20 protein-coding genes are annotated in these 16,706 nt (G+C 66.3%); 15 read left to right on the top strand and 5 right to left on the bottom strand.

Features of this window, described 5'->3' with window-relative positions:
• Positions 1-85: 85 nt before the first annotated feature.
• From AC1M0F_RS12705 to AC1M0F_RS12695, 3 genes are all read left to right on the top strand, one after another.
• Entirely contained in the window at positions 86-403 is a 318-nt protein-coding gene (locus AC1M0F_RS12705) for a hypothetical protein (protein WP_480238615.1), read from the top strand.
• A 130-nt stretch (positions 404-533) separates the two neighbouring features.
• Positions 534-785 (top strand): hypothetical protein, encoded by a 252-nt coding sequence (locus AC1M0F_RS12700; RefSeq protein WP_480238614.1) that lies wholly within the window; start codon positions 534-536, stop codon positions 783-785.
• 260 nt (positions 786-1,045) lie between these two features.
• Complete coding sequence (locus AC1M0F_RS12695) at positions 1,046-2,368, top strand: ABC transporter substrate-binding protein (RefSeq protein ID WP_480238613.1); 1,323 nt, start codon at positions 1,046-1,048, stop codon at positions 2,366-2,368.
• A gap of 87 nt (positions 2,369-2,455) precedes the next feature.
• Here the strand turns inward: AC1M0F_RS12695 and AC1M0F_RS12690 are convergent, their stop codons facing one another.
• Positions 2,456-3,418: a hypothetical protein gene (locus AC1M0F_RS12690; protein WP_480238612.1), complete on the bottom strand. Its 963-nt coding sequence runs from the start codon at positions 3,416-3,418 to the stop codon at positions 2,456-2,458.
• A gap of 370 nt (positions 3,419-3,788) precedes the next feature.
• Here AC1M0F_RS12690 and rpsF point away from each other — a divergent pair, with 370 nt between their 5' ends.
• The 7 genes from rpsF to AC1M0F_RS12655 all read left to right on the top strand — a co-directional run bounded on the left by rpsF (position 3,789) and on the right by AC1M0F_RS12655 (position 8,502).
• Positions 3,789-4,208 (top strand): 30S ribosomal protein S6, encoded by a 420-nt coding sequence (gene rpsF / locus AC1M0F_RS12685; RefSeq protein WP_480238611.1) that lies wholly within the window; start codon positions 3,789-3,791, stop codon positions 4,206-4,208.
• A gap of 5 nt (positions 4,209-4,213) precedes the next feature.
• The gene (locus AC1M0F_RS12680) at positions 4,214-4,741 is read left to right on the top strand and encodes a single-stranded DNA-binding protein (protein ID WP_480238610.1); all 528 of its coding nucleotides are present in this window, start codon (positions 4,214-4,216) and stop codon (positions 4,739-4,741) included.
• A 62-nt stretch (positions 4,742-4,803) separates the two neighbouring features.
• A complete protein-coding gene (gene rpsR, locus AC1M0F_RS12675) occupies positions 4,804-5,067 on the top strand; it encodes a 30S ribosomal protein S18 (RefSeq protein WP_108392326.1) in 264 nt (87 codons plus the stop codon).
• 11 nt (positions 5,068-5,078) lie between these two features.
• Positions 5,079-5,531 carry a 50S ribosomal protein L9 gene (gene rplI, locus AC1M0F_RS12670; RefSeq protein ID WP_480238609.1) on the top strand — a complete coding sequence of 151 codons (453 nt, stop codon included), beginning with the start codon at positions 5,079-5,081 and terminating at the stop codon, positions 5,529-5,531.
• Between the two features lie 514 nt (positions 5,532-6,045).
• Positions 6,046-7,428, top strand: a complete 1,383-nt coding sequence (gene dnaB, locus AC1M0F_RS12665; protein WP_480238608.1) for a replicative DNA helicase — start codon at positions 6,046-6,048, stop codon at positions 7,426-7,428.
• Positions 7,429-7,588: 160 nt separating this feature from the next.
• Positions 7,589-8,251 (top strand): hypothetical protein, encoded by a 663-nt coding sequence (locus tag AC1M0F_RS12660; RefSeq protein WP_480238607.1) that lies wholly within the window; start codon positions 7,589-7,591, stop codon positions 8,249-8,251.
• Positions 8,248-8,502, top strand: coding sequence for a hypothetical protein (locus tag AC1M0F_RS12655; RefSeq protein ID WP_480238606.1), 255 nt, complete (start codon positions 8,248-8,250; stop codon positions 8,500-8,502). The genes AC1M0F_RS12660 and AC1M0F_RS12655 overlap by 4 nt, the downstream gene beginning before the upstream one ends.
• A 60-nt stretch (positions 8,503-8,562) precedes the next feature.
• On the opposite strand, the gene AC1M0F_RS12650 is transcribed toward AC1M0F_RS12655, so the two are convergent.
• From AC1M0F_RS12650 to AC1M0F_RS12640, 3 genes are all read right to left on the bottom strand, one after another.
• Positions 8,563-8,754: a DUF1918 domain-containing protein gene (locus tag AC1M0F_RS12650; RefSeq protein WP_480238605.1), complete on the bottom strand. Its 192-nt coding sequence runs from the start codon at positions 8,752-8,754 to the stop codon at positions 8,563-8,565.
• 65 nt (positions 8,755-8,819) lie between these two features.
• The gene (gene purB / locus AC1M0F_RS12645) at positions 8,820-10,202 is read right to left on the bottom strand and encodes an adenylosuccinate lyase (protein ID WP_480238604.1); all 1,383 of its coding nucleotides are present in this window, start codon (positions 10,200-10,202) and stop codon (positions 8,820-8,822) included.
• The gene (locus tag AC1M0F_RS12640) at positions 10,199-10,726 is read right to left on the bottom strand and encodes a low molecular weight protein-tyrosine-phosphatase (RefSeq protein ID WP_480238603.1); all 528 of its coding nucleotides are present in this window, start codon (positions 10,724-10,726) and stop codon (positions 10,199-10,201) included. The genes purB and AC1M0F_RS12640 overlap by 4 nt, the downstream gene beginning before the upstream one ends.
• A 374-nt stretch (positions 10,727-11,100) precedes the next feature.
• On the opposite strand from AC1M0F_RS12640, the gene AC1M0F_RS12635 reads away from it, so the two are divergent.
• Both AC1M0F_RS12635 and AC1M0F_RS12630 read left to right on the top strand, forming a co-directional pair.
• On the top strand, positions 11,101-11,466 hold the full coding sequence (locus AC1M0F_RS12635) for a hypothetical protein (protein ID WP_480238602.1): 366 nt from the start codon (positions 11,101-11,103) through the stop codon (positions 11,464-11,466).
• Positions 11,424-12,902, top strand: coding sequence for an alpha/beta fold hydrolase (locus tag AC1M0F_RS12630; RefSeq protein ID WP_480238601.1), 1,479 nt, complete (start codon positions 11,424-11,426; stop codon positions 12,900-12,902). The genes AC1M0F_RS12635 and AC1M0F_RS12630 overlap by 43 nt, the downstream gene beginning before the upstream one ends.
• A gap of 1 nt (position 12,903) precedes the next feature.
• Here the strand turns inward: AC1M0F_RS12630 and AC1M0F_RS12625 are convergent, their stop codons facing one another.
• Positions 12,904-13,311: a phage holin family protein gene (locus AC1M0F_RS12625; RefSeq protein ID WP_480238600.1), complete on the bottom strand. Its 408-nt coding sequence runs from the start codon at positions 13,309-13,311 to the stop codon at positions 12,904-12,906.
• Between the two features lie 102 nt (positions 13,312-13,413).
• Between AC1M0F_RS12625 and AC1M0F_RS12620 the strand changes: the two genes are divergently transcribed.
• The 3 genes from AC1M0F_RS12620 to AC1M0F_RS12610 are packed head-to-tail and all read left to right on the top strand — an operon-like array spanning position 13,414 to position 16,680.
• Complete coding sequence (locus AC1M0F_RS12620) at positions 13,414-14,541, top strand: histidinol-phosphate transaminase (protein WP_480238599.1); 1,128 nt, start codon at positions 13,414-13,416, stop codon at positions 14,539-14,541.
• A gap of 4 nt (positions 14,542-14,545) precedes the next feature.
• Complete coding sequence (locus AC1M0F_RS12615; protein ID WP_480238598.1) at positions 14,546-15,685, top strand: thiamine pyrophosphate-dependent dehydrogenase E1 component subunit alpha; 1,140 nt, start codon at positions 14,546-14,548, stop codon at positions 15,683-15,685.
• Positions 15,686-15,714: 29 nt separating this feature from the next.
• Positions 15,715-16,680 carry an alpha-ketoacid dehydrogenase subunit beta gene (locus tag AC1M0F_RS12610; protein WP_480238951.1) on the top strand — a complete coding sequence of 322 codons (966 nt, stop codon included), beginning with the start codon at positions 15,715-15,717 and terminating at the stop codon, positions 16,678-16,680.
• The last annotated feature ends 26 nt before the right edge of the window (positions 16,681-16,706 follow it).

Here is a 16,706-nt window from a genome sequence, read left to right as displayed (position 1 = left end):
GCAAAAACGTTTTTGACCCTAGTTTGGGTGTCTGGGGAGCCACGTCGCCGTGGTGGAAGCACAGAGAAACAGGGGCACCACGACCATGAAGACATCCGATCGTCGTACGAAGCAGCTTGACGCCACCTGGAACGTGCACGTGCACTTCGAATCAGGCAAAGTCGACACGGATGTCGAGGTCTCCCTCGACCACCTCAAGAACGATGTGGAGCGCGTCGTGGTCAACGGTCGCCAGATCGGTTACGTGCACCATGTGACTCCGGTCTGGGTCGCCCTCAGCGGCCCCGACCTCGCGCGTGCCGTCGAAGTGTCACAGAAGCTGACCCTCGACCAGAGCATCCGTGACCTTCTCGACACGGTCCCGATCGAGGTCATCGACCCCAGCTTGGCGCAACGCGCCTGACAGGCAGTCATGGTCGGCGGATACCGGGGGCACGGCATCCGCCGATCAGGGCTCAGTTCGCCTACCCCTGAATCGCCGGGAATCGCAAGGGCCTTGAAGCCCGGATGCTGCGCGGCGTAACGTCGCCGACATGACGAACCACACGAACGACGGCGACACGGACTACACGACGACCGGTGACCCGATCGACTCGCCCCAGCACATCGCCGAAGAAGAGCGAATGCACGCGACGACCGGGGTGCCATTGACGGGCGAGGACGACGTCGAGGGCGCCGCCGACTTCACGACCCCAGGCAACCCGATCACCTCGGCCCAGCACGAGGCCGAGGAAGAGATCCCGCACGCGACACCGGGCAACAACTCCGCCATCTCCGAAGACTGAGCCGCGAGGCCGACGCCGGCATGCTCCGGCATGCCCGCATCCAGCGCGGCACGCGGCCGCAGTCGGTCATTCTGCGCAGAGCTGAAACAGCTGCTCATCAGCGCAGCAACTGCTAGCCTCCAATCGCAGCGCAACGGCACCCGAACCCCGTGGCGCAGCTGCAAACCCTACTGGCGCGTCCCGCTCCTTCTGGTGTTCCTCACGCTCCAGAAGCCGTGACGTATGCGAATCCACGGATTCACGCAGAGAGAAAGTCCCGAATGGCTCAGCGACTCACCACAATCGCGACGATCGTCGCGGCATCCGCCCTGCTCCTGTCCGGCTGTTCAACAGCGAGCGCCGACTCGGGGTCGACGACGACCGTCAGCTTCCGGCTGTGGGATGAAACGGTCGCGGCTGCCTACGAGGACTCCTTCGAGGAATTCGAGGACCAGAACCCCGACATCGAGGTCGAGGTCAACGTCGTCGACTGGGCCGATTACTGGACGAAGCTGCGCACCGACGTCGCCGGGAAGACCATGGACGACGTGTTCTGGGTCAACAACTCCTACTTCGGCGCGTATGCGGACTCGGGCAACCTGGTCGACATCGACGCGGTGTTCGGCGAGGAGGCCAGGTCAGGGTGGGAGGAGAGCGTCGTGAAGCAGTTCACTCGCGACGGGACCCTCTGGGGTGTCCCGCAGTTGTACGACGCCGGGATCGCCGTCTACTACAACGCCGACCTGCTCGAGGCCGCTGGCATCGATCCGGCCGAGCTCGACGATCTCGTCTGGTCACCGGACGAGACCGAGGACACCTACCTGCCCGTCGCCAGGCAGCTGACGCTCGATGCCGCCGGCGTCTCGGCCGCGGCATCCGGCTTCGACGGGAAGCCCGTGCAGTACGGGACGAACCTCGCTTACGACCTCCAGGCGATCCTGCTGCCCTTCATCGGGTCGAACGGCGGCGCATATCAGGACGGCGAGGAGTTCGCGTTCTCCGACCCGAAGACCGTCGAGGCGGTCGAATACCTCGTCAACGGCATCAACACGGCGAAGGTCGCTCCCGCGGCAGCCGAGACCAGTGCCGACGGCGACCTCAGCCGTGATGCGTTCCTGAACGGGTCGATGGCCCTGTTCCAGTCCGGTCTGTACAACCTCAAGAACGTCGAGGACGGCGCCGATTTCGACTGGGGCGTCGCGTCCATGCCTGCCGGCCCCGAAGGCCGCGTCTCGGTGACCAATGGTGTCGTCGTGGCCGGCAACGCGGCATCCGACAAGCAGGATGCGATCAGCAAGGTGCTCACCTGGCTCGGCTCGGAAGAGGGCAACAGCTACCTCGGCGCGGAAGGTGCGGCAGTGCCTGCCCTCAAATCCGCGCAGAAGTCCTACTTCGACTACTGGAAGAAGAACGACGTCGACGTGAAGCCGTTCTTCGACGTGGTCGACGACAAGACGTCCATCCCTGCGCCGGCCGGCCCCAGCTACGACAAGGGCTTTGCCGAGTTCGACCCCATCTTCCAGCAGATCTTCGCAGGCAAGGTCGACCCCGCGGAGGGGCTCCAGCAGGCCGAGGACGCGGCGAACCGGGCGATCGCCGGCTAGCTTGAGCGGCACCCGGGCACCTACTCACCCGTTCCGGACCTACTCACCAGGTACGCGGGGTGAATGCGTCCGGAACGGGTGAGTACGTCAGCAGCGCGGCAGGCCCGCGTCGAGCAGGATCCTCGTGAGACGTGGTGCGCGAAGCGCGTCGTCCCAGAGCCACCGAACCATTCCGTTGCCGGTCGCGCGCATCAGGTCTTCGCGCTTCTTCTCTGCCCACACGACTTCGTCGATCGAGCGACCGCGGGTGTATTCGCCCCGGGTGTACTTGGCGAAGCCGTCGAACTCCCCGAGCAATCGGAACCGGGGCCACGCGAAGTCGGCATGCCAGACCCTGCCGTTCCTGTCGATGACGGGGAACTGCAGGATCGGGCGCGGGAACCGGCAGAGGTGCATCTGAACCCGGCTGACGGACTCTCCGGGCGAATCCGCGAGCGGTGATGAGAATGCGACCGCCTGGCGTGCCCGGCTTGCGCCCGGTGCCCGGCCCAACTCGTCGAGGCGTTCCAGGAGGAGAGCGCGCAGAGTCTCGGCGGCATCCTCGTGGTTCTCCTCAGATACCGCGAGAGCGAGCCCGGCATCGAGAGTTGTCACGGCGGACATGAACGTCGAGCTCCGCGCCAGATCCAGCATGGTGCGGACGCGACTTGTGACGAGGACCCCGTCAATCTCGACCACATCGCTTTCGGGCAGCGGAGCGGTATGCCAGATGATGCCGTTGGCTGAGTTGCGTCTTCGGCCGTCGGCGGCGAATACGTGGACGTCCTTCCGCGGGCCGATCGTCGGCAGATTCCAGAGGGCGGCCGCCGATTCGTGGCTGAATACGGCATCGTCTCTTCGGGTGTCCAGCACCGCCCGCATCCGCGTCAGGTATTGATCGAGGGATGGGAGGTCGGCCCATACCGATGTCGGCACGTACACGCCGCGGCGAATGATTGTCATCGTCCCCGCGGCATGCTCGCGCCTGAGCGACCGGCCGTCTGCCCCCACCAGCGATTGCGAACGGGAAAGGTGCACCGCTTCGTGGTCACGCAGGGGGTCGATGCTCATGCCGTCCAGCCTTGCCGAGAGGGGGCATCCGTGACCGATGGCATGGGTGATCGGTGGAACGCGTCGGCAGTCCCCATGCCTGTGGAGGGCTAGAGTTGGCGGGCCCCGCCGGCACCTACTCACCCGTTCCGGACCTGCTCACCAGGTACGCGGGGTGAGTGCGTCCGGAACGGGTGAGCAGACGCCGCGGGGCGGATGCCGCCGGCCGCGGTAGCGAGGAGCGGCGCGCATCCGGTAAGCTACTCAGGTTGCCCGTATGCGAACACTCTGTTCCCGTCCGGTGCAACGATGCTAGAACCCTCCTGCTGCAGATCGTCTGCAGCCGTTCGAGTCCGAAGGAGGTGGGTTAGTGACGCATCAGTATGAACTCATGGTTATCCTCGACCCCGAGATTGACGAGCGCACCGTTGCTCCCAGTCTCGACAAGTTCCTCAATGTCATCCGCAACGATGGTGGAACCATCGACAAGGTTGACATCTGGGGCCGTCGTCGCCTGGCTTATGAAATCAACAAGAAGACCGAAGGCATCTACGCCGTCGTCGACTTCACCGCAACGAGCGCTGCCACGCAGGAGCTCGACCGTCAGCTGAAGCTGTCCGAAGCCGTCATGCGCACCAAGGTGCTGCGGGCCGAAGAAGCCATCGCTCTCGTCGAGTCCGAAGGCAAGCGCGCCGAGGAGAAGGCCGCCCGCAAGGCAGCTGCCACCAAGGCCAAGGTCGACGCCAAGCCCGCAGCGGCAGAAGCGAAGGCTGTTGCCGACGCCAAGCCCGCCGCCGAGCAGGACGCTTAGTCCCGATGGCCGGCGAGACCGTCATCACCGTGGTGGGCAACCTCACGTCAGACCCCGAACTGCGTTACACGCAGAACGGACTGGCGGTTGCCAACTTCACCATCGCATCCACCCCGCGTAACTACGACCGTGCGTCGAGCGAGTGGAAAGATGGCGAAGCACTGTTCCTGCGCGCGAGCGTTTGGCGTGAATTCGCCGAGCATGTCGCCGGATCGCTCACCAAGGGTAGCCGTGTCATCGCTACCGGGCGTCTGAAGCAGCGTTCGTACGAAACGAAGGAAGGCGAGAAGCGCACCTCGATCGAACTCGAAGTTGACGAGATCGGTCCCTCGCTTCGCTACGCCACCGCACAGGTCACCCGTGCGCAGTCCTCGGGTGGAGGCGGCGGCCGCGGCCCCGCAGCCGTCCAGGACGAGCCATGGGCTGCCAGCGCTCCGACGGCCCCTCCGGCCGGCGGCGCAATGGCGTCAGGTTCAGGATCCGGCGACAGTTGGAACACGCCTGGCTCCTACGGCGACGACACCCCCTTCTAAACACTTCTCCGCTGAGGCGGGGCTTCGGCTCCCGCTCCGGCAATACACCTAAGGAAACCAATATGGCTGGAAAGTCTAGCGGCGCAAGCCGCAAGCCTGCCCGCGGTGGCAAGGGCGGCAAGCCGCTCGCTCCCGCGAAGGCAATCCGCGTTGGGGTCATCGACTACAAGGATGTCCCCACCCTCCGCAAGTTCATCTCCGAGCGTGGAAAGATCCGCGCGCGTCGCATCACCGGCGTTTCGGTCCAGGAGCAGCGCCTGATCGCCCGTGCCGTCAAGAACGCACGCGAGATGGCCCTTCTTCCCTACGCCGGCTCCGGCAGGTAAGGAATACCGACATGGCAAAACTCATCCTCACCCACGAGGTCACCGGCCTCGGTACTCCTGGTGACATCATCGAGGTCAAGAACGGTTACGCACGTAACTACCTGATCCCGCAGGGCTTCGGCATTGCGTGGAGCCGCGGCGCTGAGAAGCAGGTCGAGCAGATCAAGGCCGCGCGTGCTGCGCGCGAGCTTGCAACGCTCGAGGACGCTCAGGCACTCAAGGCAGCTCTCGAGAGCACCAAGGTCAAGCTCGCCGTCAAGGCAGGCGCTGAAGGCCGTCTCTTCGGTTCGGTCAAGACCGTGCACGTGGCGGATGCCGTCGCTGCAGCCGGTCTCGGACAGATCGACAAGCGCAAGATCGAGATCTCCGCACCGATCAAGTCGGTCGGCCAGCACGAGGCGACCGTTCGTCTCCGCGAGGACCTCAGCGCAGTCATCACCCTCCAGGTGGTCGCTGCCAAGTAGGCACGATTCTCATACTGTGGCGACGGGCTCCGGCTCGTCGCCACAGGTGTTTAAGCCGTCGGATTCCGGCCGCGAAAACGTGAGGAAAGATACACCCGTTTTCGCGATTCTTATACCCCCCGAAGCACTTGAGTCAAGCTTTTTGTACACAGGTATGACCCGGATGGCGAAACGTTCAACACAGAGTCTAGACAGTTTTGTACCCACAGGCCTCCGACCGGTAATTTCCTGATCACTGATGGTTTCTGCGACAAGAATTCTTTTTTCTCCACAGGTTTGCCCACAGGTTGTGCACACAGCACCCGGCGTTTCACGCAATCTACTCACAGAGTTATCCACAGGGGCATTTGTGCGGGGGATGCCGCGCTCGTAGTGTGAGGCAGCGCAGGTTTCCACCGGGGTGCGCAAGGCCTGATTCCCCCACCGTGTCGGTGGTTGGTGATGGTCTGGATTCTGAGCATGAGGGCCATGCGTCAGCCGGTCGAGCCGGCGAAAGTCGCTGAAGGAGAAATGCGTGTCGATCGCCCATCTCGGTCTGTCCGAACAGTCACCGTCCGGTGAAAACCGGGGCGAGTACCGGGCCGAGCGCACTCCGCCACACGACATGCTCGCCGAGCAGTCCGCCCTCGGGGGCATGCTCCTCTCCAAGGATGCCGTCGCCGACGTCGTCGAGTCGGTTCGCGGCGTCGACTTCTACATCCCCAAGCACGAGATCATCTTCGACGCCATCCTGTCGTTGTATTCCCACGGCGAGCCGACCGACGTCATCGCCGTCACCGACGAACTGATCAAGACCGGCGAGCTCTCCCGCGCCGGCGGTGCCGACTACCTGCACACGCTCACCAGCCTTGTTCCGACTGCGGCCAATGCCGGCTTCTACGCGTCGATCGTCGCCGAGCGCGCCCTGCTCCGCCGACTGGTCGAAGCAGGAACCCGGATCGTCCAGATGGGTTACGCCGGCGAAGGCGAGGTCCTCGACCTCGTGAACACGGCCCAGGCGGAGATCTACGGCGTCACCGGGTCGACGACGGCCGAAGACTACGTTCCACTCAACGAAGCCGTCGGTACGGCCTTCGAAGAGATCGAGGCGGCGAACGGCACCGACGGCAAGATGGTCGGTACGCCGACGGGATTCGCCGAACTGGACGACCTCACCAACGGTTTCCATGGCGGCCAGCTCATCATCGTCGCCGCCCGCCCCGCGCTCGGTAAGTCCACTCTCGCGCTCGACTTCGCCCGCGCGGCTTCCATCGGCAACAACGAGCCGTCGATCTTCTTCTCCCTGGAAATGGGCCGAAGCGAGATCGCGATGCGCCTGCTCTCCGCCGAGGCATCCGTTCCGCTGCAGAGCATGCGCAAGGGAACCGTCGACCAGAGGGACTGGAACAAGCTCGCCGCTGTGCGCGGACGCATCAACGACGCCCCGCTCTACATCGACGACAGCCCCAACATGACCCTCGTCGAGATCCGCGCCAAGTGCCGTCGGCTCAAGCAACGGGTCGGCCTCAAGCTCGTCGTCATCGACTACCTTCAGCTGATGACCTCAGGCAAGCGCGTCGAGAGCCGCCAGCAGGAAGTCTCGGAGTTCTCCCGTGCGCTCAAGCTGCTCGCCAAGGAGCTCAAGGTTCCCGTCATCGCCCTGTCGCAGCTGAACCGTGGACCGGAGCAGCGCGCAGACAAGATGCCTGCGATCAGCGACCTCCGCGAATCCGGTTCGCTCGAGCAGGACGCCGACATGGTCATCCTGCTGCACCGCGAGAGCGCATACGAGAAAGACAACCCGCGTGCGGGTGAGGCCGACCTCATCGTGGCCAAGCACCGTAACGGTCCGACCCGCACGGTGACCGTCGCCTTCCACGGGCACTACTCGCGCTTTGCGGACCTGGCGCCTGCGTAGGGATCTCGACACGCTCGCGGAGCGAGCTGCCCGATCAGCCCGCGGATGTCGACGTTGCAGCACCGAGGCAATGGAGCGATGCTCAGGGGCGGAGTCGCCCGAGTTCTACGGGACGTAGACTAGACAGGTCCTGACGCACACAACGAAAGAGGCGCAACCCGTGGCCACCCCCGTCGCTGCCGCTCCCGGCGGCGCTGTGAGTTCGCGCTCGCGGTACTGGCTCGTTCCCGTTGCCCGCGCCGCCGTCGCTGCCGTTGCCGCCGTCGTCATCACCTTCTCCGGCGACCACTCACCGTGGCTCGGGCTCTCCGTCTTCGGCGGGTTCGCCGTCCTGACCGCGCTGGTCGAGGTCGTCCTCGGGTACGGTCCGCTGGCATCCGACCGGGTCGCGCGCCGGATCCTCGTCGCGCAGGCCGTCGTCACGGTTCTGGCCGGAGCCGTCGCGCTTGCGCTCGCAGCGACCTCAGGACTGCCGGCGTTCTATGCCATCGTGATCGTCTGGGCGCTCCTCACCGGAGCGCTCGAGCTGTACAGCGGTTTCCGCCTGCGCGGCCGCTCGCCGCTCGCCAGGGACTGGATGACCATCGGCGGGCTCACCCTGCTCCTCGCCGTCGCCTTCCTGCTCGTCCCGCCCGGGCTCGACCAGCAGTTCACCGGGCCTGACGGTGTCGACCGCAGCCTCACAGCATCCGTCGTCACCGTCGGGATCTTCGGCGCCTACGCCGCCATCGTCGCCGTCCTGCTCGTCATCGGCGGGTTCTCGCTGAAGTGGGGCACCGATGAACGCGGCCGCGTGACGGCTGAAACGGAGTCGCAGTCATGACCCAGCCCCGTCCTGAGCAGCCGAGCCGGCGTGACATCCTCAAGCCGATCGAACTGCTCCTCTTCGCAGCGGTCGCCGGAATCTTCACCGGCCTGATCGTGCTCATGTCGACCCGTGACATCGTGTTCGCGCTCATCGGCTTCGGCGTCGCGTTCATCGTCACCCTCGTCGGCATCGCGATGTTCGCCCTCTCGGTCAAGCCGGGCGACCTCGAGAAGAAAGACATCGACGAGCAGAACTCCGGGCACTGAGCCGCAGGAATCAGGGGATCCGAAGGAGCCAGGCGGGCGGCAGGAGTCGCCGTGCCGCGCTCAGCCCGCGGTGGCGTGCTCGATGACGCAGTCGGGACCCGGGTAGACCAGGCTCTCGTGGCCGTCGTCGAAGCGCACGTAGTAGGGCGGTTCGCCCTCGTTTCCACGCACCTCGAGGATCAGGCCGTGCCGGTCGGGTGCGCCGACGGTCTGGCCACGGATGATGATGCGTTCCCCAGCCGTTGTTCTCATGATGGCCTCCCGATCACAGGGTACGCCGCAGGCCGCGGGGCTGGAAGGCCCCGCGACACCGTCGATCAGGGCAGGTAGTTCACCAGGTCGTCGGACAGCCCGACGTACCCGGCAGGAGTGAGCGCGAGCAGTCGCTGCTTCGCCTCGTCGCCGATGTCGAGACCGGAGACGAAAGCGACAAGGTCGTCGCGGCCGATCCGCTTGCCACGCGTGAGTTCCTTGAGCATCGCGTACGGGTCGGAGATCTGAGAGCGGCCGGCGACGACCTCGGCACGGATGACGGTCTGGATCGCCTCGCCGAGGATCTCCCAGTTGCTGTCGAGGTCGGATGCCAGTGCGTCGCGGTCCAGGTCGATCTCGCCCAGTCCGCGGGCCAGGTTGTCGAGGGCGAGCAGCGAGTGGCCGAACCCGACACCGATGTTGCGCTGGGTGGTGGAGTCGGTGAGGTCGCGCTGGAGGCGGGAGGTGACCAGGGTGGCCGCAAGGGAGTCGAGCACGGCGCTGGAGAGCTCGAGGTTCGCCTCGGCGTTCTCGAACCGGATCGGGTTGATCTTGTGCGGCATCGTCGACGATCCCGTCGCGCCCGCCTGCGGGATCTGACGGAAGTAGCCCATCGAGATGTAGGTCCAGATGTCCGTGGCGAGGTTGTGCAGCACCCGGTTGGCGTGGGACACCCGGTTGTACAGCTCCGCCTGCCAGTCGTGCGATTCGATCTGGGTGGTCAGCGGGTTCCAGGTCAGGCCGAGCGACTCGACGAACTCACGGGAGATCGCGGTCCAGTCGGCGGACGGGTCGGCGACGACGTGAGCGGCGAACGTGCCTGTCGCGCCGGAGAACTTGCCGAGGGCCTCTGTGCCGTGCACCTGGTGGGCGATGCGTTCCAGCCGCCACGCGACGACCGCGAGCTCGCGCCCCATGGTGGTCGGGGTGGCCGGCTGTCCGTGGGTGCGCGCCAGCATGGCATCCGCCCGGTGCTCGATCGCGAGGCCGCGGAGGATGTCGATGACGCTGCGCAGCTTCGGCAGCCACACCTGCTGCACGGCGGCTGACACCGTCAGTGCGTATGACAGGTTGTTGATGTCTTCACTGGTGCAGGCGAAGTGGGTCAGCTCGGCGATCGAGTCGAGGCCGAGGGATGCCAGCCGGTCGCGTACGAGGTATTCGACGGCTTTCACATCGTGGCGGGTGACCGCCTCCTTCTCGGCGAGCCAGTCGATGTCGGCCTGGCCGAAGTCGAGGTAGAGCGCGCGAAGCGACTCGGTCTGCTCGGCGGTCAGCGGTGAGGATCCGAACATCCGGTGGGAGGTGAGGTAGAGAAGCCATTCCACCTCGACCTGCACACGTGCCCGGTTCAGTCCCGCCTCGCTGAGGTACTCGCCGAGAGAGCTGACGGCGGCCTGGTAACGGCCGTCTAGCGGGCTGAGTGGCTGGGCGGGTAGTGCTGTCATCGAATGGCTCCCTGTCGAATTGCCGGTTCGAGCTGCCGAAAGAGTTGGCGGCTCGCCCTCTCAATCATGCCCAATACTCGGTCAAACATCTCATCGCCCGCGTAGTAGGGGTCGGGAACATCGGTCATATGGCTCTGCTGCTGATCGAAACTGAGGAGAAGGGCCACCTTGCCCCTGTCCGTTTCGGTGGGCGCCCACGCCTTCAGGATGCGGTCGTGACCGCTGTCGAGAGCGACGATCAGGTCGAGCCTGTCGAACCATTCCGGGTTGAACTGTTTCGCCCGGTGATGGGCGCCGTCGTAGCCGCTGCGGGCCAGAGCGGTGAGCGTCCTGGAGTCCGCCTGCTCGCCGACATGCCAGTCACCCGTGCCTGCTGACAGGGTTTCGACATACTGCGTAAGGCCTGCCTGCCGCACCATGCTCTGGAACACAACCTCTGCCATCGGGGATCTGCAGATGTTGCCTGCGCACACGAAGCACACACGGAAGGGCTGGACCTCGGTAGGGACCGGGTCGGAAATCATCCCCCCATTCTGTACTGCACACCGGCCCTCTGCTGCCCCCCATTAACGCCGTATTTCGGACCGGTGCGATCCGCGTCCCTCGGACTGGGGCGTGACATCCCTGGCCGCAGGGCTAGGCTCGCTGGCATCAGGGTGAGAGGGCGCCTGACCGGCGAACCTGGTGGCCGCGCAACTCTGCCCGAATGCGAGAATCGCATGTCTCATCACCCGCCCGCCGCGAGCCTGGACGTGTCGCCCTCGCGCCCTCCACACCGGTCTCCGGTGTCGCGCATGCCCACAGAACCGGGTCAGGACGGTCGACGACGCGAGCGGGACGCAACCATGGAACCGCGCCGCAACCGCGACGGCATCCGACTCTCCGGGGAGAAGGAGCGATGAACGACCCGACGTCCACGGCCATGGCCGGCATCACCCTGAGCGACGTGTCACGAGCCCGGGCGCTCGACCTGCTCGATGAGCAGCGCCGCCGGATCCTCGAACTCTCAGACGCGGTCGTCGACGGCCAGAGACAGCTGCAGAGGTCCATCACGTCGCTCTCGTGGCGGTCGCCGTCGCGCTTCGAATTCGACGTCCGGGTGAGCGACCTCCTCGGCGGATTCGCCAGGAGCGCCGGTTCGTTGCGGGCGGCGCTCGCTGAGTGCGATCGCGCCCGCGACCTGCTGCGAGCCGACACCACGGTGGAACGGCGCGGTGGCGGGTGGGAGAAAGAAATCTCGGGCAGACCGGCGGACCGGCGATGACCGTCGGGCTCGACACGATCGACGTCATCGATGTGTCGTCCGGATCGATCACGAGCGTCGAAACGGACGAACTGTTCCTCGCTGCCGCGACTCTCTCCGCCCTCGCCGCCGGTGCCAGGGACTGGGCGCACCAGGCGGCCATGGCTCGGTGCATCACGCAGTGGTCAGGAGACGCTGCACCGTTCGGCTTCGCCGAGTCCGATCTGACCCGTTCGTCCGCGGTTCTGCAGGACACCGCGTCCGACGCCGAAGGCCTGGCGTGGCTCGTCGAATCTGCTGCCACCTCCTACGCCGCAGGGGAGGAGCGCAATGCGGATGTCTCCAGCCTGCTGTTCGCCATCGGTGCGTTCCTCGCCGGCGGCGTTTCGCACAACCTCGTTCTCGGAGCCGCCCTTCCGCTCGCACCGTCGGCGCTGCTCACAGCGCTCGTGGCGCAGCACACAGACGGCCGCCGCGTCGCCGCTGTGCTCGGCGAGCCGCTGGCCGCTGCACTCGTCGACCATGGCGGGCTGGTCGCGGATCCCGCCTTCGTGAGCCTCGTTCGCACCATCGTGTCTTCGGCAGACGAGTTCGCGCTCGGTGCTGCAGGTGTCGCACCTCCGCTCGCACACCTACTCGGCGACAGGGGAGCGGGTGTCGTCGGGCTGGGAAGCATGGCCGGTGCCTTGCTGATCCTGTCCGGCCGCAACGCATACATCGCGAAGCCCGTGACCGTCAGCCCATCTGCTCCGACCGCCGTCGCCCCTCCCGTCTCGCTCGCCGACGCCGCGGCGCGGATCCCGCCGAGCGGTCCAGGCAGGCCGCAGGTCAGGATCGAGCGCTTCGACGGCCAGGCCGGCCAGGCGTCGTACGCCGTGTACATCGCGGGCACGAGCGCCATCGCCGACGGCAGCCCTGAACCTTTCGACATGGCCAGCAACCTCGCCGGCATCGCGGGCGACGACGCGGCCGCCTATTCCGCGACCCTCGACGCCATGGACGAAGCGGGCATCCGCCCCGGCGATCAGGTCTCTTTCGTCGGGCATTCGCAGGGCGGGCTGGTGGCTGCGCGGATCGCCGCATCCGGCGCCTACGACACCGACGCGCTCGTCACGTTCGGCGCACCGACCGGGCAGATCCCCGTGCCGAGCGGCGTGGAGCACCTCGCTGTCGAGCACGCCGAAGACATCACCCCTGCGCTGGGCGGCGAACCGCTGAGTGGCGCTGGTGGCAGGGACCGGGTGGTCGTCTCCCGTGCCCTCTTCGGCGGCGCGCCTTCGCCAGACGCTTCTCCGATCGCCGCACACCACATGTCGCGCTACGCAGAGACGGCCGCGCTCGTCGACGCATCCGACGATCCACGGCTCGAGCCGGTACGGGATGCCCTCGCCCGGCTGGGCGCCGGCGCGTCGGTCGGTTCCGCGACGCTCTACCGCGCGGAGCGGGACAGCAGCTGACTCAGCGCCGGTTCCTGCGGTCCTTCATCTGGGGCCGCAGCACGAGCGCGAGGATCCAGTTGATGATGCTGATCACCAGTGCGCCGAGCACGGCCCACCAGAAGCCGTCGGTCTGCAGCCCGAAGCCGAAGAAGGACATGATCCACTCGACCAGGAGCAGAAGCAGTCCGTTCACGATGAAGGAGATCAGGCCGAGCGTGAGGATGTAGAGCGGGAAGGCGACGATACGGATCAGGGTCCCGACCACACCGTTGACGATCGCGAAGACCAGGCCGATCAGCAGGTAGGTCAGAACGGAGGCGAGGACGTCGTCCGCTGCATACGACGTCACGTGCACCCCGGCGACGATGAAGGTGGTCAGCCAGATGGCGACGGCGTTGATGATCACACGGAGAAGAAACCTGAGCATCGCACAATGATGGCAGTCCTTTCGCCCTCCCGCGACCCGCCGCCTGTGGTCGCGGGTTCCGAGCATTCCCCTCCCGGAATAGCGCCTGTCTAGACTCAGACGGTGACATTCACCCCAGCCAACGCCGACGAGCCCGCGCCGCCCGCGGTCAAGCTCCGCCCGGAAATCCTCGCCAGCCCGCCGTACCGGCAGGGCAAGCCCGCAGGGGCTGACGCTTTCAAGCTCTCCAGCAACGAGAACCCGTACCCGCCGCTGCCCGGTGTTCTCGAAGCGGTGATGGCCGCAGGCGCCTTCAACCGCTACCCGGATGCCTCGGCGCTGGCCCTGCGTGAGGTCCTCGCCGCCAGGCACGGCGTCACCAGTGACGAGATCCACGTCGGTTCGGGGTCGGTCGCCCTGCTGAGTCAGTTCATCGCCGCAGCCGCAGGACCTGGCACGACGGTCGTCTACCCGTGGCGCTCCTTCGAGGCATACCCCGGCCTCGTCACCGTCGCCGGCGCGACCAGTGTGCAGGTGCCGAACCGCGCAGACGGATCTCACGACCTGCCCGCCCTCGCCGCAGCCGTGGACGACACCACCCGGGTCGTCATCGTGTGCTCACCGAACAATCCGACGTCCACGGTCGTCACGGCATCCGCGTTCGACGAGTTCATGGCCGTGGTGCCGTCCGACGTTCTCGTCCTCCTCGACGAGGCGTACGCCGAGTTCGTCACCGACCCGGATGCCGTCCGCGGCCTCGATCTCGTCGGCCGGTACCCGAACCTCGTCGTCCTCCGCACCTTCTCGAAGGCCTACGGCCTCGCCGGGCTCCGGGTCGGCTGGGCGATCGGCCCCGTTCCCCTCCTCGACGCGGCACGGGCAGCGGCCATCCCACTCTCCGTGACCCAGCCCGCGCAGGTCGCCGCAGTGGCGTCGCTGCAGCTCGAAGACCAGCTCCTCGAGCGGGTGGCCAGACTCAGCGCACTTCGTGACCGGTTGCGATCCTCACTCGAAAGCCAGGGCTGGGTGATCCCGGCCGCGCAGGGCAACTTCGTCTGGCTGGCCACAGGTGCTGAGACGGATGCCGCCAACGACACCCTCCTCGCGTCGGGTATCGTCGCCCGCGCGTTCCCCGGCTCAGGCATCCGGGTGAGCATCGGGGAGGACGAGTCTGTGGACAAACTCCTACCGATCGCGCAGCGAATTGTGGAGTCTCTACCAGCCGGGCATCCGGCGAGGCGGTTAGGTTAGAGCAATGGCGGAAACTGAGAGCACATCACCCGCGCCTGCAGTGCAGATCCTCACCACCGATGGAACGATCGCGCCGACCGCGTCGGCCGAGCCCTACCTCGGTTACCTGGACCGGCTCACCGAAGCCGACCACGAACAGTTCTACCGGGACATGGTCATCGCCAGGGCATTCGACACCGAAGCCGCGAATCTGCAGCGCCAGGGCCAGCTCGCGCTGTGGCCGCCGTGCCACGGCCAGGAAGGCGCACAGGTCGGTTCAGGTCGGGCCGCCCGCGCCCACGACCACATCTTCCCTTCGTACCGGGAGCACGCCGTCGGCCTGATCCGCGGCGTCGACCTGCTCGGCATCATCGAGGTCATGCGCGGAACCACGCACTCCGGCTGGGATATTTCCGACCCGGCCAACGGAAACTTCCGCCCGTACACGCTCGTGATCGCGGCGCAAGCGCTCCATGCCACCGGCTACGCGATGGGCGTGACGTTCGACGGCGACACCGCAACGGGTAACCCTGATACCGACCAGGCCGTGATGGTCTACTTCGGCGACGGTGCCACCAGCCAGGGCGACCTCAATGAGTCCCTCGTCTTCGCGGCCAGCTACCAGACGCCGCAGGTGTTCTTCCTGCAGAACAATCACTGGGCGATCAGCGTGCCTGTGGCCACGCAGTCGCGCACGCCGCTGGTCCAGCGCGGGTCCGGATTCGGCATCCCGAGCGTCCAGGTCGACGGCAACGACGTGCTCGCCAGTTACGCCGTCACCGCCAAGCACCTCGACGATGCCCGATCCGGCGGCGGACCTCAGCTCATCGAAGCGCTCACCTACCGGATCGGCGCCCACACGACGAGCGACGACCCGACGAAGTACCGCACGCAGGAGCTCACCGACTCCTGGGTCGCCAGGGACCCCATTGTCCGCTTCGAAGCGTTCCTGCGCGGCCAGGGCGCGTCCGACGCGTTCTTCGCCGGCGTCGCCACCGAAGCGCATGACTACGCCGCAGACATCCGCCGCCGCACCCACGCGATCGAAGACCCCGACATCGGGCTCATGTTCGACTCCGTCTACGCCGACGACCACCCGGTGATACTCGAGCAGAAGCAGTGGCTCGAACGGTACGAGACCACGATGGGCGGTGGAGCCGCGTGAGCGAAAGCATCGACAGCGCGCTGCAGACCATGCCGATGGCCAAGGCGCTCACCGCCGGCCTCCGGCAGGCCATGGCGAACGACCCGAAGGTCCTGCTCATGGGGGAGGACATCGGTAAGCTCGGCGGCGTCTTCCGCATCACTGAGGGACTCCAGGCCGAGTTCGGTGAGAAACGCGTGCTCGACACCCCGCTGGCCGAATCCGGCATCATCGGAACCGCCATCGGTCTGGCGATGCGCGGCTACCGCCCGGTGTGCGAGATCCAGTTCGACGGGTTCATCTACCCGGGGTTCAACCAGATCACCTCGCAGCTGGCGAAGCTCGCGAACCGTAACGAGGGTTCACTGCAGATGCCCGTCGTCATCCGCGTGCCGTACGGCGGACACATCGGAGCCGTCGAGCACCACCAGGAGAGCCCTGAGGCGTACTTCGCCCACACGGCCGGCCTCCGTTCGGTCAGCCCGTCGACCCCGAACGACGCCTACTGGATGATCCAGGAAGCGATCGCGTCGGACGACCCGGTGATGTTCTTCGAGCCGAAGAGCCGGTACTGGCCGAAGGGCGACGTCGACCTCTCCCGTTCCGCCGCTCCGCTGCACGCCAGCCGAGTGGTCCGGCTGGGAACCGACGCCACCCTTGTCGCGCACGGGGCCATGGTCAGCGTGCTCCTCCAGGCCGCCGAGCTCGCCGCTGAAGACGGCATCAGCCTCGAGGTCGTCGATCTGCGTTCGATCTCACCGATCGACTACGGACCCCTGCTGGAGAGCGTGCGCAAGACCGGCCGTCTCGTCATCGCACAGGAGGCATCCGGAAACGTCTCCGTCGGTTCGGAGATCGCCGCCACCGTCGCAGAGCGCGCCTTCTACTCGCTCGAAGCCCCCGTCCTCCGGGTGTCGGGTTTCGACGTGCCGTTCCCTCCTGCGAAACTCGAAAAGCTCTTCCTCCCCGACGCGGACCGCGTCCTCGAGGCCGTCGACCGGGCACTTGCCTACTAGCGTCTTCGACGCTGAAAGAGAGAAAC

The sequence above is a fragment of the Mycetocola sp. Y719 genome (assembly GCF_056713205.1).
Note: the sequence above shows the minus strand (reverse complement) of the source record. Positions and strands in the feature narration are given on the sequence as shown.